The 13,055-nt window shown below is 74.5% G+C and carries 11 protein-coding genes and 2 pseudogenes; 9 read left to right on the top strand and 4 right to left on the bottom strand.

The annotated features are described in order from the left end of the window. Positions 1 to 204: 204 nt before the first annotated feature. Positions 205 to 603, bottom strand: coding sequence for a DUF5997 family protein (locus tag ACIGXE_RS17555; protein WP_399748203.1), 399 nt, complete (start codon positions 601 to 603; stop codon positions 205 to 207). 157 nt (positions 604 to 760) lie between these two features. Between ACIGXE_RS17555 and ACIGXE_RS17550 the strand changes: the two genes are divergently transcribed. Continuing rightward, positions 761 to 1,516 carry a LysR family substrate-binding domain-containing protein gene (locus tag ACIGXE_RS17550; protein WP_399748201.1) on the top strand — a complete coding sequence of 252 codons (756 nt, stop codon included), beginning with the start codon at positions 761 to 763 and terminating at the stop codon, positions 1,514 to 1,516. Between the two features lie 69 nt (positions 1,517 to 1,585). Here the strand turns inward: ACIGXE_RS17550 and ACIGXE_RS17545 are convergent. After that, a pseudogene (locus ACIGXE_RS17545) lies at positions 1,586 to 2,116 on the bottom strand (MFS transporter); the annotation flags it as partial. Between ACIGXE_RS17545 and ACIGXE_RS17540 the strand changes: the two are divergent. The 5 genes and pseudogenes from ACIGXE_RS17540 to ACIGXE_RS17520 all read left to right on the top strand — a co-directional run. Further along, positions 2,112 to 2,219: pseudogene (locus tag ACIGXE_RS17540) on the top strand (MarR family transcriptional regulator); the annotation flags it as partial. The pseudogenes ACIGXE_RS17545 and ACIGXE_RS17540 sit on opposite strands and share 5 nt — an antisense overlap. Before the next feature lie 78 nt (positions 2,220 to 2,297). Then, a complete protein-coding gene (locus tag ACIGXE_RS17535) occupies positions 2,298 to 3,020 on the top strand; it encodes a (Fe-S)-binding protein (RefSeq protein WP_399748199.1) in 723 nt (240 codons plus the stop codon). Further along, on the top strand, positions 3,017 to 4,471 hold the full coding sequence (locus tag ACIGXE_RS17530; protein ID WP_399748198.1) for a lactate utilization protein B: 1,455 nt from the start codon (positions 3,017 to 3,019) through the stop codon (positions 4,469 to 4,471). Before ACIGXE_RS17535 ends, ACIGXE_RS17530 begins: the two co-directional genes overlap by 4 nt. Then, positions 4,468 to 5,133, top strand: coding sequence for a lactate utilization protein C (locus ACIGXE_RS17525; RefSeq protein ID WP_399748196.1), 666 nt, complete (start codon positions 4,468 to 4,470; stop codon positions 5,131 to 5,133). The genes ACIGXE_RS17530 and ACIGXE_RS17525 overlap by 4 nt, the downstream gene beginning before the upstream one ends. Positions 5,134 to 5,209: 76 nt before the next feature. Then, positions 5,210 to 6,139, top strand: a complete 930-nt coding sequence (locus ACIGXE_RS17520) for a tellurite resistance/C4-dicarboxylate transporter family protein (RefSeq protein WP_399748194.1) — start codon at positions 5,210 to 5,212, stop codon at positions 6,137 to 6,139. Here the strand turns inward: ACIGXE_RS17520 and ACIGXE_RS17515 are convergent. Beyond that, the gene (locus tag ACIGXE_RS17515; protein ID WP_399748192.1) at positions 6,112 to 7,296 is read right to left on the bottom strand and encodes a 4-hydroxybenzoate 3-monooxygenase; all 1,185 of its coding nucleotides are present in this window, start codon (positions 7,294 to 7,296) and stop codon (positions 6,112 to 6,114) included. The genes ACIGXE_RS17520 and ACIGXE_RS17515 overlap by 28 nt on opposite strands. Positions 7,297 to 7,447: 151 nt before the next feature. Between ACIGXE_RS17515 and ACIGXE_RS17510 the strand changes: the two genes are divergently transcribed. After that, entirely contained in the window at positions 7,448 to 9,100 is a 1,653-nt protein-coding gene (locus tag ACIGXE_RS17510; RefSeq protein ID WP_399748190.1) for an IclR family transcriptional regulator C-terminal domain-containing protein, read from the top strand. 132 nt (positions 9,101 to 9,232) lie between these two features. After that, positions 9,233 to 10,108 (top strand): alpha/beta fold hydrolase, encoded by an 876-nt coding sequence (locus ACIGXE_RS17505; RefSeq protein WP_399748188.1) that lies wholly within the window; start codon positions 9,233 to 9,235, stop codon positions 10,106 to 10,108. Positions 10,109 to 10,115: 7 nt separating this feature from the next. On the opposite strand, the gene ACIGXE_RS17500 is transcribed toward ACIGXE_RS17505, so the two are convergent. After that, entirely contained in the window at positions 10,116 to 11,378 is a 1,263-nt protein-coding gene (locus tag ACIGXE_RS17500; protein ID WP_399748186.1) for a PucR family transcriptional regulator, read from the bottom strand. Positions 11,379 to 11,684: 306 nt separating this feature from the next. On the opposite strand from ACIGXE_RS17500, the gene ACIGXE_RS17495 reads away from it, so the two are divergent. Next, entirely contained in the window at positions 11,685 to 13,025 is a 1,341-nt protein-coding gene (locus ACIGXE_RS17495; protein WP_399748185.1) for a lipase family protein, read from the top strand. Positions 13,026 to 13,055 lie beyond the last annotated feature (30 nt).

Raw genomic sequence — 13,055 nt, 5'->3', positions numbered from 1 at the left:
CGGCGTGGGAATGCGGCCGGACGCTCGGGCCGGGGCTCCTGGGCCCGGACCACGCGAAACGCCGGGCGATCTGGACCGCCCGGCGTGGGGTACAGGGCCGGTTACGCGGGCCTGGTCACACGTACCCGCCACCTGGCGCCCGGCCTCCGGCGCCCAGCGCCCGAGGGTGTACGCCCCCGCGCGTCAGGCGGTCGGTCGGCGGGATCAGTCGCGGTCGGTCCGCGCCGCCTTCTCCGCGCGCTTCTCCTTGATGCGGACGGCTTCCTTGCGGACCTCGGCCTGGGTCTCGCGCTCCTTGCGGAGCCACTCCGGGTTCTCGTCCTTGAGGGCCTCGATCTGCTCGGTGGTGAGGGCCTCGGTGACGCCACCGCGGGCGAGACCGGAGATGGAGACGCCCAGCTTGGCCGCCACGACCGGACGGGGGTGCGGGCCGTTGCGGCGCAGCTCGCGGAGCCACTCCGGCGGGTCGGTCTGGAGCGCGTTGAGCTCGGCGCGGGAGACGACACCCTCGCGGAACTCGGCGGGGGTGGCGTCGAGGTACACGCCCAGCTTCTTCGCCGCGGTGGCGGGCTTCATCGTCTGGGCGGTCTGGTGCTGCGTCATGCAGACAAGAATATCGGCCAGGTGCGCCCCCGCCGACCACGGCCGGTAATCTGGCCTGGTGACAGGCTCGGACGCATCCTCCTCCCCCGTTCCCTCCCCGGCGCCGCCCGCGGCCGACCCCGCCGGGCCGTCGTTCCGGCTGGTGTACGTACCGGGCGTGACGCCCTCGAAGTGGGTGCGGATCTGGCACGAGCGCCTGCCCGACGTGCCTCTCGAGCTCGTCCAGGTGACGGCGGCCGACGCGGAGACGGTGCTCAGGGAGCGCGGGGCCGACGCCGGTTTCGTGCGGCTTCCGGTGGACCGTACGGAGCTCAGCGCGATCCCCCTGTACGTGGAGACGACCGTCGTCGTGGTCCCCAAGGACCACCTGGTGGCCGCCGCCGACGAGGTGACCGTGGAGGACATCGCGGAGGAGATCGTCCTGCACCCGCTGGACGACACCCTGGACTGGGACGGCCCGCCGGGACTTCCGGCGTTCGAGCGTCCGGCGACGACCGCGGACGCCGTCGAGCTGGTGGCGGCCGGGATCGGGCTGCTCGTCGTGCCGCAGTCGCTGGCCCGGCTCCACCACCGCAAGGACCTCACGTACCGGACGATCACGGGGACGCCGCAGTCGCAGGTCGCGCTGTCCTGGCCGGAGGACGCCACCACCGATCTGGTGGAGGACTTCATCGGGATCGTGCGGGGGCGGACCGTGAACAGTTCGCGCGGTCGCAAGCCCGACGAGAAGGCGGCCAGGTCCGCGAAGGCCCCGCAGGGGGCGAAGGGCGGACGTCCCGCGAAGCAGGGCCGGCAGGGACAGGGCCAGGGCCAGGGGCAGAAGTCCCAGGGCGCCGGCGGCCGGGGACGCCGCACCGGCGGCGGGCCGGCGCCGAAGAGCACGCGCTCCGCGAAGCCGCGCCGCCGGTCCTGACGGCCGCGCCGGCCGCGGCCGGCGCGCCCCATGTCGCCCAGGGAGGCACCGGGGGCCCGGGGCCGGCGGTCAGGCCGCCGGCTCGGCCGCGGGCCTCGGCGCCTCGGCCGGTGCTCCCGGTGCCGGGACGGGGCGTACGGGGATGAGCGAGGCGACCGGCGCGGCAGCGAGGCCGAAGCCGCCGCCGATGAGCATGGCGACGCGGAAGCCGTCCTCGGAGGGCAGCGGGTGGCCGCCGTAGTCGGTGGTCAGCTGGGCCGGGACGACGCCGATGACGGCGGCCGAGACGGAGCTGCCGATGGAGCGCATGAGGGTGTTGAAGCTGTTGGCGGAGGCGGTCTCCTGCTGCGGCACGGCGCCCATGATCAGGGCGGGCATCGCCCCGTACGCGAGCCCGACGCCCGTGTTGCAGACGAGGGTGACGGCGAGCAGGCCCCAGGTGGTGCCCATGAGGAGCAGCGAGGACACGTAACCGCCGGCGATGACGAGGCTGCCGACGGCGAGCGTGACCTTGGGGCCGCGAGCGGCGGAGAGCTTCGCGCCGAGCGGGGCGAGGGCCGTCATGATGAGGCCGGCGGGGGCCGTCCACAGGCCCGTGGCCGCCGACTGGACGCCGGAGGAGGTGGCCGACTTCGCCGCCTCCCTGCAACGCTTCAACCGGGACATCGAACGACTCGACGGGCGCCCCTGGCCGCGCCCCTGACCCCGCGAGGGCCCCGGACCTGGACCGGGCCCCCTGAACAGGCCCTGGCCAGGGCCGCCGACCGGGAGGAACCCGTACATGCGCGTCGCCCTGTTCGTCACCTGCGTCAACGACGCCCTGTACCCGTCCACGGGCGTGGCGACCGTCCGGCTCCTCGAACGCCTCGGCGTCACCGTCGACTTCCCCGCCGCGCAGACCTGCTGCGGGCAGCCGCAGTTCAACACCGGGTACCGCGAGCGGACCCCGCCCCTGGTACGGCGCACGGTCCGCGCCTTCGAGGGGTACGAGTACGTCGTCACGCCCTCCGGGTCGTGCGCGGCCATGGTCCGCCGGCACTACGGGCGGTTCGGTCCGGAGGCCGCCGAACTGGGCCCCCGCACCTACGAGCTGACGGAGTTCCTGGTCGACGTCCTCGGCGTGACCGACGTCGGCGCGTACTTCCCGCACCGGGTCACCTACCACCCCTCCTGCCACGGTCTGCGGCTCCTCGGGCTCGGCGACCGGCCGCGCCGGCTGCTCGAAGCGGTGAAGGGCCTGGAGCTGGTCGAGCTGCCGGGGGCGGAGGAGTGCTGCGGCTTCGGCGGCACCTTCGCCGTGAAGAACCCGGACGTGTCGGCGGCCATGGGCGCCGACAAGGTCCGCAACGCCGCCTCGACGGGGGCCGAGGTGCTGTGCGGGGCGGACAACTCCTGCCTCCTGCACCTGGGTGGCACGATGAGCCGTATGAAGCTGTTCCCGGAGATGCGTCCGGTGCACCTCGCGGAGATCCTGGCGAGCACGGAAGAGGAGCCCCTGACATGAGCGGCACGTTCCTCGGCATGCCCGGGCCACCCCCGCCCGCCCACCACGCGTCTCCCCCGGCGTTTCCGCGGGCCGCGCGGGAGGCCGTGCGCGACGAGCGCCTGCGCGGCAACCTCCGGCACGCCACGCACACCATCCGCGACAAGCGGGCCCGCGCGGTCGCCGAGCTCGCCGACTGGGCGGAGCTGCGCGAGGCGGGGCGGCAGATCAAGGACCACACGCTGCGGCACCTCGACCGGTACCTCCTCCAGCTGGAGGCGTCGGTGACCGCGGCGGGCGGCACCGTCCACTGGGCGGCGGACGCCGCGGAGGCCAACCGGATCGTCGCGGATCTGGTCAAGGCCACCGGCGAGACCGAGGTGGTCAAGGTCAAGTCGATGGCCACCCAGGAGATCGGTCTCAACGAAGCCCTGGAGGCGGAGGGCATCCGCGCCTACGAGACCGATCTCGCCGAGCTCATCGTCCAGCTCGGCGACGACCGGCCCTCCCACATCCTCGTCCCGGCGATCCACCGCAACCGGGGCGAGATCCGGGACATCTTCCGCTCCGAGATGGCGCAATGGGGCCGGCCGGCACCCGAGGACCTCACCGACACGCCCGCCGAACTGGCCGAGGCCGCCCGTCTGCACCTCCGCGAGAAGTTCCTCCGCGCCAGGGTCGGCGTCTCCGGGGCCAACTTCATGGTCGCCGAGACCGGCACGCTCGTCGTGGTCGAGTCCGAGGGCAACGGCCGCATGTGCCTCACCCTGCCCGAGACCCTGATCTCCGTCGTCGGCATCGAGAAGGTCGTCCCCACCTGGCGGGACCTGGAGGTCTTCCTTCAGACCCTGCCCCGTTCCTCGACCGCCGAGCGGATGAACCCGTACACGTCCATGTGGACCGGTACCACCGACGGCGACGGGCCGCGGACCTTCCACCTCGTGCTGCTCGACGCCGGCCGCACCGACGTCCTCGCCGACGCCACCGGGCGCCAGGCACTGCGCTGCATCCGCTGCTCGGCCTGCCTCAACGTCTGCCCGGTGTACGAGCGGGCCGGCGGCCACGCGTACGGCTCGGTCTACCCCGGCCCGATCGGCGCGATCCTCACCCCCCAGCTGCGCGGTACGTCGAGCGGGATCGACGCCTCCCTGCCGTACGCCTCCTCGCTGTGCGGGGCCTGCTACGAGGTGTGCCCGGTGGCCATCGACATCCCGGAGGTCCTGGTGCATCTGCGCGAGCGGGTCGCCGGACAGGGCGGCCCCGGGCACCGGCTCGAACGGGCGGCGATGACGGCCGCCGGCTGGGTGCTCGACCGGCCGGGCGTGCTCGCCGCCGGAGAGCGCCTCGCCGCCCGGACGCGCGCGCTGCACCCGAAGAGGCCACCGGGCGCCGGTGCCTGGACGGAGACCCGTGACCTGCCCGAGGTGCCGGCGGAGTCGTTCCGCGACTGGTGGAGGAGGAACCGTACGTGACCAGCGCCCCGCAGCCCGCCGTCCCGTCCTCCCGGGAGCGGATCCTCGCCCGGGTCCGGGCCGCCGTCGCCGGCGCGCCCGAGGCGCCCGAGCCGGAGCGCCGCTATCTGACGCGGCACGCGCCCGACGATCCGGCGGCGCTCACCGATCTGCTGCACGAGAACCTCGCCGACTACCGGGCGGTCGTCCACCGCGCCGATGCCGGAGGGGTCGCCGCACTCGTCGGCCGGCTGCTCTCCGGGCACGGGGCGCGCAGTGTCGCCGTGCCGCCCGGGCTGCCGGACGCGTGGCTGGCCGGGTGTGCCGGGGACGTCGAGCTCCGGTCGGACGACGGGACGCTGACGCCGCACCGGCTGGACGGGACCGACGCCGTGGTGACGGGCTGCGCCGTGGCCGTGGCCGAGACCGGCACGATCGTCCTCGACGGCGGTCCCGCTCAGGGACGGCGCGCGCTCACCCTCGTACCGGACCTGCACGTGTGTGTCGTGCGGGTGCCGGAGCAGGTCGTGGCGTCGGTGCCGCTCGCGCTGCCGCGTCTGGACCCGGCGCGGCCGCTCACCTGGATCTCCGGGCCCTCGGCGACGAGCGACATCGAGCTCGACCGGGTGGAGGGGGTGCACGGCCCGCGCCGGCTCGAGGTGGTGCTCCTCACCGAGGGCTGAGCGCTCGGAGTTCCGGCGGACCGGCTCCGTCGGCACTCCGGTGGCGGCGCCGTGGGCCCGGCGCTGGGATGGGGGCATGGACGATCGTGCCGCCCCCTGGTGGGCCGTGCTGCCGCCGGTCGCCGGGGCGGCCGTCATGGCGACGGGCATCCTCTCCGTCGGCCTGCGTCTCGTCGGGCTCGACGGGGTGTCGCTGGTGGCGTTCGGGCTCGCCGGGGCGCTGTGGCTGGTGCTCGCCGGTGACTTCGCGAGCCTGCTCCTGGGCGATCGGCGTGGCTGGCAGGCGCGGGCGGACACTCCGCCCGCGCTGACCGCCGTCGCGGCGACGACCGTCCTGGGGGTGCGGTGTGCGCTGTTCGAGTGGTGGCCGGTGGCCCTGACGCTGCTGGGGATCGCCGCCGTCGCCTGGGCCGCGCTGCTCCCGTCGGTGCTGCGGCATCTGGGGCATCGGATGCCGGGTGGGGCGTTCCTGATCTGTGTGGCGACGCAGGGACTCGCCCTGCTGGCGGGCACGCTCGCGCCGCGCTACGGCCGGTGGCTCGCCTGGGCGGGTCTGGTGCTGTTCGTGCTGGGGCTCGTGCTGTACGCGGACGCGCTGACCAGGTTCGACTTCCGGCAGGTGCTGACGGGCGCGGGCGACCAGTGGGTGGCGGGCGGGGCCCTCGCCATCTCCGCGCTCGGCGGGGTGAAGCTGCTGGCGAGCGGGGTGTGGACGGGTGACGCCCTGCGGACGGTCGCCCTGGTCCTGCTGGGGCTCTCGCTGCTCTGGTACGCGGTGCTCCTGGCGGGCGAGGTGGCGCGGCCACGCGGGGGGTACGACGTGCGGCGCTGGGCGACGGTCTTCCCGTTGGGGATGACTGCGGTCGGCTGTCTGTCCGTGGCGACCGCGGCGGGGATCGGCCGGCTGGACCCGCTGGGGCGGCTGCTGCTGGCGATCGCCGCCGCGGCCTGGCTGCTCACCGCGTTCGGGCTGGTGCGTCAGGCGTCGAGCGGGAGGCCCGTGTAGTTCTCGGCGAGTTCGGCGGCGGCGTGCGGGGAGCCGGCGATCCGGTCGAGCTGGGACTGCTGGAGCCGGGTGTCGAACGGCGACTGGTCCGGGTCGGCGTGGAGGGTGGTGGTCATGAAGTACGAGAAGTGCTCGGCCCGCCACACCCGGCGCAGGCAGGTGTCGGAGTAGGCGTCGAGGAGTTCGGTCGAGCCGGTCTTCGCGTGGTGGGCGAAGGCGCGGGCGAGGACGATGACGTCGGCAGCGGCGAGGTTGAGGCCCTTCGCCCCGGTCGGCGGGACGATGTGCGCCGCGTCCCCGGCGAGGAAGACCCGGCCGTGGCGCATGGGCTCGGTGACGGAGCTGCGCATGGGCAGCACGGACTTCTGGGTGACGGTGCCGCGGGTGAGGCGCCAGCCGGGGTCGGCGGTCAGCGCGAGGCGGGCGTCGAGTTCGTCCCAGACGCGCTCGTCGGGCCAGTCGGCCGGGTCGGTGCCGTTGGGGACCTGGAGGTAGAGGCGGCTGACGGACGGTGAGCGCATGCTGGCGAGGGCGAAGCCGCGCTCGGAGTGGGCGTAGATCAGCTCGTCGTAGACCGGCGGGGCCTCGGCCAGGATGCCGAGCCAGGAGTAGGGGTAGGTGCGCTCGAAGGTGCGCCGTTCGGTCGCGGGGACGGCGTGCCGGGTGACGCCGTGGTAGCCGTCGCAGCCGACGACGTAGTCGCAGGTCAGTATCCTGTCGCGGCCCTCGTGGGTGTAGCGGATGAGGGGGCGGTCGGTGTCGGCGCCCTCGACGGCGGTGACCTCGGCCTCGAAGTGCAGGGGGCCGCCTTCGGCGAGCTGGAGGGCGACGAGGTCCTTGACGACCTCGGTCTGGGCGTAGACCCAGACACGCCGACCGCCGGTGAGGGCGGGGAAGTCGATCCGGTCGGCGCGGCCGGCGTGGCGGAGTTCGATGCCGTCGTGCGGGAGTCCCTCCGCGTCGAGGCGGGCGCCCGCGCCGGCGGCGCGCAGGGCGTCGACGGTGGCCTGTTCGAGGATGCCGGCCCGTTGGCGCCGCTCGACGTAGTCGCGGTCGCGGCTCTCCAGGACGACGCTGTCGATGCCCGCCCGGTGCAGGAGGCGGGCCAGGAGCAGGCCGGAGGGGCCTCCGCCGATGATGCCGACGGTGGTGTGCATGGGGTCTCCTCGTCAAGGCTTGTTCGCATAGTGAAGACCTCTTCACTATGCTGGGAGTCTGGTCGCGGGCGGGTTCGCCTGTCAACGGGGTGCCGCGTCCTGTCCGCACCGTGTTCACTACGGTGGACCGAAGATCCACGACGGAGAGCCGATGCCACCGATCCACGACACGACCGCCGAAGCGCCGCCCGAGGCGGTGACACCGCTGCTGCGCGGGGTCGGCGTGCTGCGCCGGCTCACCGACGCGGGCGGCCGGATGCCGGTCGGCGAACTGGAGCGCGCCACCGGACTCGCCCGGTCCACCGTGGACCGCGTCACCGGCACGCTGGCGCGCATGGGATACGTACGGATCGAGGGGCGCGACGTGCTCCTCGCACCGCGGCTGCTGGAGGTGGGCAACGCCTATCTGGCCTCCGTACGGCTGCCCGATCTGCTGGGCGGTCGGGCGGACGCGCTCGCCGACGAGCTGGACGAGTCGGTGTCGCTCGCCGTCCCGGACGGCGACGGCATCCGCTTCGTGCACCAGGCGACGCGGCGCCGCGCGATGTCGGTGAGCTTCCGCATCGGCGACCTGCTGCCGGCCGAGCGCACCGCGCCGGGCGCGCTGTTCGCCTCCGAATGGGACGCCGCCGCCTGGGCGGGATGGCGCGAGCGGCGGGCCGCCGATCCGCAGGGCCAAAGCTTCCCCGCCGCGCCCGCACGCACGGCGGGCGCCGTGGACTTCGAGGAGCGGGCCGCCGAGGCGGGGGCGAGCGGCTGGGCGCTGGACGACCAGCTGGTCGAGCCCGGTCTGGTGGCGGTCGCGGTGCCGGTGCGCGGGAGCGACGGGCGGATCGCCTGCGCGCTGAGCACCGTGAGCCACACCAGCCGGCACGACGCCGGCTCCCTGCGCGAGGCGCTGCTGCCCCGGCTGCGGACGGCGGCCGCCGCGATGGAGCGGGAGCTGCGGGAGGCGCCGGCGGCGGCTCCGGCCGCGCCGACCGGGCTCGCCGGCTGGACGGGCGCGTCGAAGGCGGAGCTGGGCCGGGGGTTCGTGGAGTCCCTGGCCCGCGGCCTCACGGTGCTCACGGCGTTCGGCGAGGGCCGCGCCGCGCTGCCGCTGACGGCGGTCGCCGAGGCGACCGGCCTCGCCCGGGCCACCGCCCGGCGGGCCCTGATCACCCTCGAACACCTCGGCTGCGTGCGGGTGGACGGCCGCGAGTTCCGGCTCACCCCCCGCGTGCTGTCGCTCGGCTTCGCACCGCTCTCCCGGACCACGCTCACCCGGATCGCCCAGCCGCACCTCGCGGACCTGGCCGAGCGGGTACGCGAGTCCACCTCGCTCGCCGTGCTGGTCGGCACCGAGGTGCAGTACACGGGACGGATCGAGACCAGCCGCATCATGAACGTCCACATCACCCTCGGCACCCGCTTCCCCGCGTACGCGACCTCCATGGGCCGCGTCCTGCTCGCGGACCTGCCGGCGGACGAGCGCGCGGCCCGGCTGGACGCCTCCGCACCGCGGGCGCTCACCCCGCACACGGTGACCGGGCGGGCCGAACTCGGCGCCCTGCTCGACCGGGTGGGCCGCGAGGGGTACGCGCTGGTGGACGAGGAGCTGGAGGAGGGGCTGCGGTCGATCGCGATGCCGGTCCGCGACCGCGCGGGCCGGGCCGTCGCCGCCGTCAACGTCGCCCTGCACGCCAGCCGCAGGTCCGCCGAGGAGTGCGTGCGCGAGGTCCTCCCGGAGCTGGCGGCCACGATCGCCGGCATCGAGGCGGACCTGCACGTCACGGAGCGCTTCGCCCGGGTTCCGGCGTACTAGCGCCTGTCCCGTCGGCGGCGGACACGGACACAGGCGCAGGCCCGGACACAGGCACAGGTACAGGTACAGGTACAGGTACCTGACGGAAAATGCCTTGGCCCGGGCTCGCCGCACAGGGCTAGGTTGACCACCATGCGCGAGGTGATCACCGAGGACCGTCGTACGCTCGCCGTCGAGGAGTGGGGCGAGCCGGCCGGCGTCCCAGTCGTCTACCTCCACGGCAGCCCCATGAGCCGGCTGGCCCGCTACCCGGACGAGTCCCTGTTCCGTCGGCTCGGTGTCCGGCTGATCACCTACGACCGGCCCGGGTTCGGGTGCTCCACCCCCAGACCGGGGCGCCGGGTCGTCGACGCCGCCGCCGACGTGGCGACGATCGCCGACGCCCTGGGGCTGGGCCGCTTCGCGGTGTTCGGCGTCTCCGGCGGCGGCCCGCACGCCCTGGCCTTCGCCGCCCGGTGCCCGAAGCGGGTGACGCGCCTGGGTGTGATGGCCGGCCTGGCCCCGCGGGACGCGGCGGGCCTGGACTGGACCGCCGGCATGAACGAGGGAAACCGGCGCAGCGCCACGGCGGCCGCGATCGGACGACAGGCCGTCATGGACCATCTGGCGCAGGTCGGATCGGCCGGCCTGCCACCGCTGCCGGCGGTCGAGCGGGCGGTCCTGGGCCGCCCGGAGATCAGCGCGATGATCGGCCCGGCCTTCGCCGAAGCGCTCCGGCCGGGGCTCGACGGCTGGGTGGACGACGTGACCGCGCTCTTCGGTACGCCGTGGGGCTTCGACCCGGCGGACGTCACGGCCCCGGTGCGGATCTGGCACGGTGAGCTCGACAGCCTGGTTCCACCCGGGCACGGCGAGTGGCTCGCCGCACGCATCCCGGGCGCGACCCTGGTCCGGGGGGAAGGCGCCGGGCACGGCGGCCATTTCGACGCCACCCCCGCGATGTTCCGCTGGCTCCTCGCCGACGTCCACGGCGAGTCCCGCGACGGGAGCCGGACAGCCGTCGGCTGATTCCGGCTCAGGAGTGGGATCGGTCGTGATCGGTCCGTCCGGTCCGGCTCCGCGGGACGGACCCGCTCCGCCGCAAGGCGTCATGGGCGGCGAGCGCGGCGTGCAGCGTGAGCAGATCCGTGCCCCGGGCCGCGTCCACTCCGGTGAGGTCCGCCGCCCTGCGCAGGCGGTAGTCCACCGTGTTCGGATGGACCTGGAGCCGGGCCGCCGCCTGCCGCCGGTCGAGGCCGCAGGCGAGGAACGTGCGCAGGGTGTCGAGCAGTTCCGGGCGGTCGCCGAGCGGGCCGAGCAGGGCGGCGAGCCCGTCCCTGGCCGGGCTCGGACGGCTCAGCTGGTACTCCAGCAGCACGTCGTCGAGCAGGTAGAGGCCGGGCGGGCGGCCCGACGCCTCGGCGACCTCGCGTACCTCACCGGCCAGCCGGGCCGCCTCCGCGACCCCCTCCGGCGTGGCGGCCGCGGCCGCCACGAGCAGGTCGGCGCCGCACATCCGGCCGAACTGCGTGACCAGCCATGAGAGCCGGTCGCGGTCCGCCGCGCCGAAGTCGGCGGCCGGCGTCCCGTACGGGAACAGCACCAGCCCGCCGTCGCCGGAGAGCACGGACAAGGGCACGCCGGTGGTGTGGCGTTGCAGCTCGTTGCGCAGCCGCCGGAGCTTGCGGCGCACCACGACCGGGCGGTTCACCCCGGGCAGCAGCTCGTCCGGGTGGGGTCCCATGGCGATGCTCAGCACGAGGTAGCACGGCGGCAGTTGGACGCCGGCACGATCGGCCGCGGCCTGCGGGCTGCCGCCTTCCAGCAGCCGGGACAGCAGCGACTGCAGGGCGACCTGCTCGTCGCCGAGGGCGGACTGCCGCTCCTGCACGTACCCGGCGGCGACGGCGCAGCTCACCTGGCGCAGAAAGCCGAGCAGCCGCCGCTGGACGACCAGCACGTCGGCGTAGTCCGCCGGCTCGACGGTCGAGAGGACCTGGAGGGCGCACTCCTCGGCGCCGACGTGGTAGGCGCCGACGACGGACTCGAGCGGCACGCCCTCGTCGGCGCGCCGTGCCGCCGACTCGCGGATCGCGGCCTGCTCGTCCTCACCCAACGGGGCGCCGGTGCGCAGCACTTCGGCGCAGGCCACGATGCCACGCGCCACCTGTTTGACGATCTCGCCGCGCAACTGCTCGGAGGGCAGCGTCCCGTAGGCCGGCACCTGCTCGACCAGCCGGGCCAGCACCACGGGCTCCAGGTCCGCCGCGGCGACCAGCAGCCGGCTGTGGACGGGCATGCCCCCGATCTGCGGCACCGAGCCGCCGTTCCCCCCGTTGGACGCGGTCACAATCCACCTCGCGAATCTCTGTCGTACACACCGGAGACGCGGTCCCGCAGGCCGTCCATCATGGTCTGCGGGCAAGCGCTACTGGTTGGTAACACGACCGGCCGGTACATCACCAGCCCCGGGCGGACCGCGGCCGCGTCATCCCCCGCACCCCCACGCACCTCCGTGCCGCCGAAGGACCGTCACGGCCGAACGGGGCCCGACCGACGCACGGGCCTCGCGCGCGCCTCCATCCCCACAGGAATCGAGTGAGCCATGTCCAAGCCCGTTCGATCGATCGCCGTGGCCGTCGCCGCCGCCGCGTCCCTCACCGCCGCTCCCGCGGCCGTCGCCGCGGAGGCCGAGACCCCCACGGCGACGGCGTCGGCCGCCGACCCGTTCTACGCGTACGACGGCGGCACGCCCCTGTCCGCCTACGCGCCGGGCAGCGTGCTGAAGACGAGGACGCTGCAGTACCACCTCGTCGGCATCTCCACGCCGGTGCAGGCGATCCAGCTGCTCTACCGCACGACCGACGCCCAGGGCCGCCCCGCCGCCAACGTGACCACCGTCGTGCGCAGCCTCACCGGCGACGGGTCGAAGGCGGTGTCGTACCAGTCGTTCTACGACTCCCTCAGCCCCGAGGACGGCCCCTCCAGGGCGATCGCCGGGAACGTGACCCTGGGCGGCCTCATCCCGAACGCCGAGGCCCTCTTCATCGCCCCTCTGCTGGCGAAGGGCTACGACGTGGTCATCCCGGACACCGAGGGACAGCGGGCCGACTTCGCCGCGGGACCCGAGTACGGAACGAACACCCTGGACTCCATACGCGCCGCCACCCGTTCCCCGCAGACGGGACTCGACTCCGACACGCGCTTCGGCCTCATGGGCTACTCCGGCGGCGCGATCGCGACCGGCTGGGCCGCCGCGCTCGCGCCGCGCTACGCCCCCGACGTCAACAGCAGGCTGGTCGGCTTCGCCGAGGGAGGCCTGCTCGTGGCCCCGGCCCACAACCTGAAGTACGTGGACGGCTCCCTCACCTGGTCCGGCGTCATCCCCATGGCGATCATCGGTGTCGCGCGCTCCTACGACATCGACCTCAAGCAGTACATGAGCGGCTACGGCCTGGAGGTCTACGAGAAGCTGGAGCACGGCTCCATCACCGACGCCCTCGGCCGCTACCCCGGGCTGACCTGGAAGAAGATGGCGAAGCCGGAGTACGCCGACCCCAACTCCGTGCCCGAGTTCGTCGAGGCGGTGAACCGGGTGAACCTCGGCTCGGCCGCCACCCCGACCGTCCCGGGTCTCATCGCCCAGGGCAACGCCGGCGTCCTGGAGGGAACCTTCGCCAACCCTCCGGGCATCGGTACGGGCGACGGCGTCATGGTCGCCGGGGACGTGCGGGCGCTCGCCCGGCAGTACTGCGCGACCGGCAACTCCGCCATCGCGTACGACCAGTACGACCTGCTCAGCCATGTCGGCGCCCCCGTGGTCTGGGCGCCCACCGCCCTCGACTGGCTCGACGGCCGGTTCGCCGGCCGCACGGCCCCGTCGGACTGCGGACGCATCCCCGCGGGCAACTCGCTGGCACCGGAGCGGCCGGCACCCCTGTCCTGACGTCCGGCCGGCACGACTGTCCTGACGTCC

Origin of the sequence: Streptomyces sp. NPDC053431 (assembly GCF_044544925.1) — a bacterium.
Classification (GTDB): Bacteria; Actinomycetota; Actinomycetes; order Streptomycetales; family Streptomycetaceae; genus Streptomyces.
This window is presented reverse-complemented; position numbering and strand designations above follow the sequence as displayed.

Coding starts and splice junctions, on each gene's coding strand:
- ACIGXE_RS17515 (WP_399748192.1), bottom strand. CDS start 7,296: ATGCACACCACCGTCGGCATCATCGGCGGAGGCCCCTCCGGCCTGCTC.
- ACIGXE_RS17555 (WP_399748203.1), bottom strand. CDS start 603: ATGACGCAGCACCAGACCGCCCAGACGATGAAGCCCGCCACCGCGGCG.
- ACIGXE_RS17535 (WP_399748199.1), top strand. CDS start 2,298: ATGCGCGTCGCCCTGTTCGTCACCTGCGTCAACGACGCCCTGTACCCG.
- ACIGXE_RS17505 (WP_399748188.1), top strand. CDS start 9,233: ATGCGCGAGGTGATCACCGAGGACCGTCGTACGCTCGCCGTCGAGGAG.
- ACIGXE_RS17530 (WP_399748198.1), top strand. CDS start 3,017: ATGAGCGGCACGTTCCTCGGCATGCCCGGGCCACCCCCGCCCGCCCAC.
- ACIGXE_RS17520 (WP_399748194.1), top strand. CDS start 5,210: ATGGACGATCGTGCCGCCCCCTGGTGGGCCGTGCTGCCGCCGGTCGCC.
- ACIGXE_RS17495 (WP_399748185.1), top strand. CDS start 11,685: ATGTCCAAGCCCGTTCGATCGATCGCCGTGGCCGTCGCCGCCGCCGCG.
- ACIGXE_RS17510 (WP_399748190.1), top strand. CDS start 7,448: ATGCCACCGATCCACGACACGACCGCCGAAGCGCCGCCCGAGGCGGTG.
- ACIGXE_RS17500 (WP_399748186.1), bottom strand. CDS start 11,378: ATGCCCGTCCACAGCCGGCTGCTGGTCGCCGCGGCGGACCTGGAGCCC.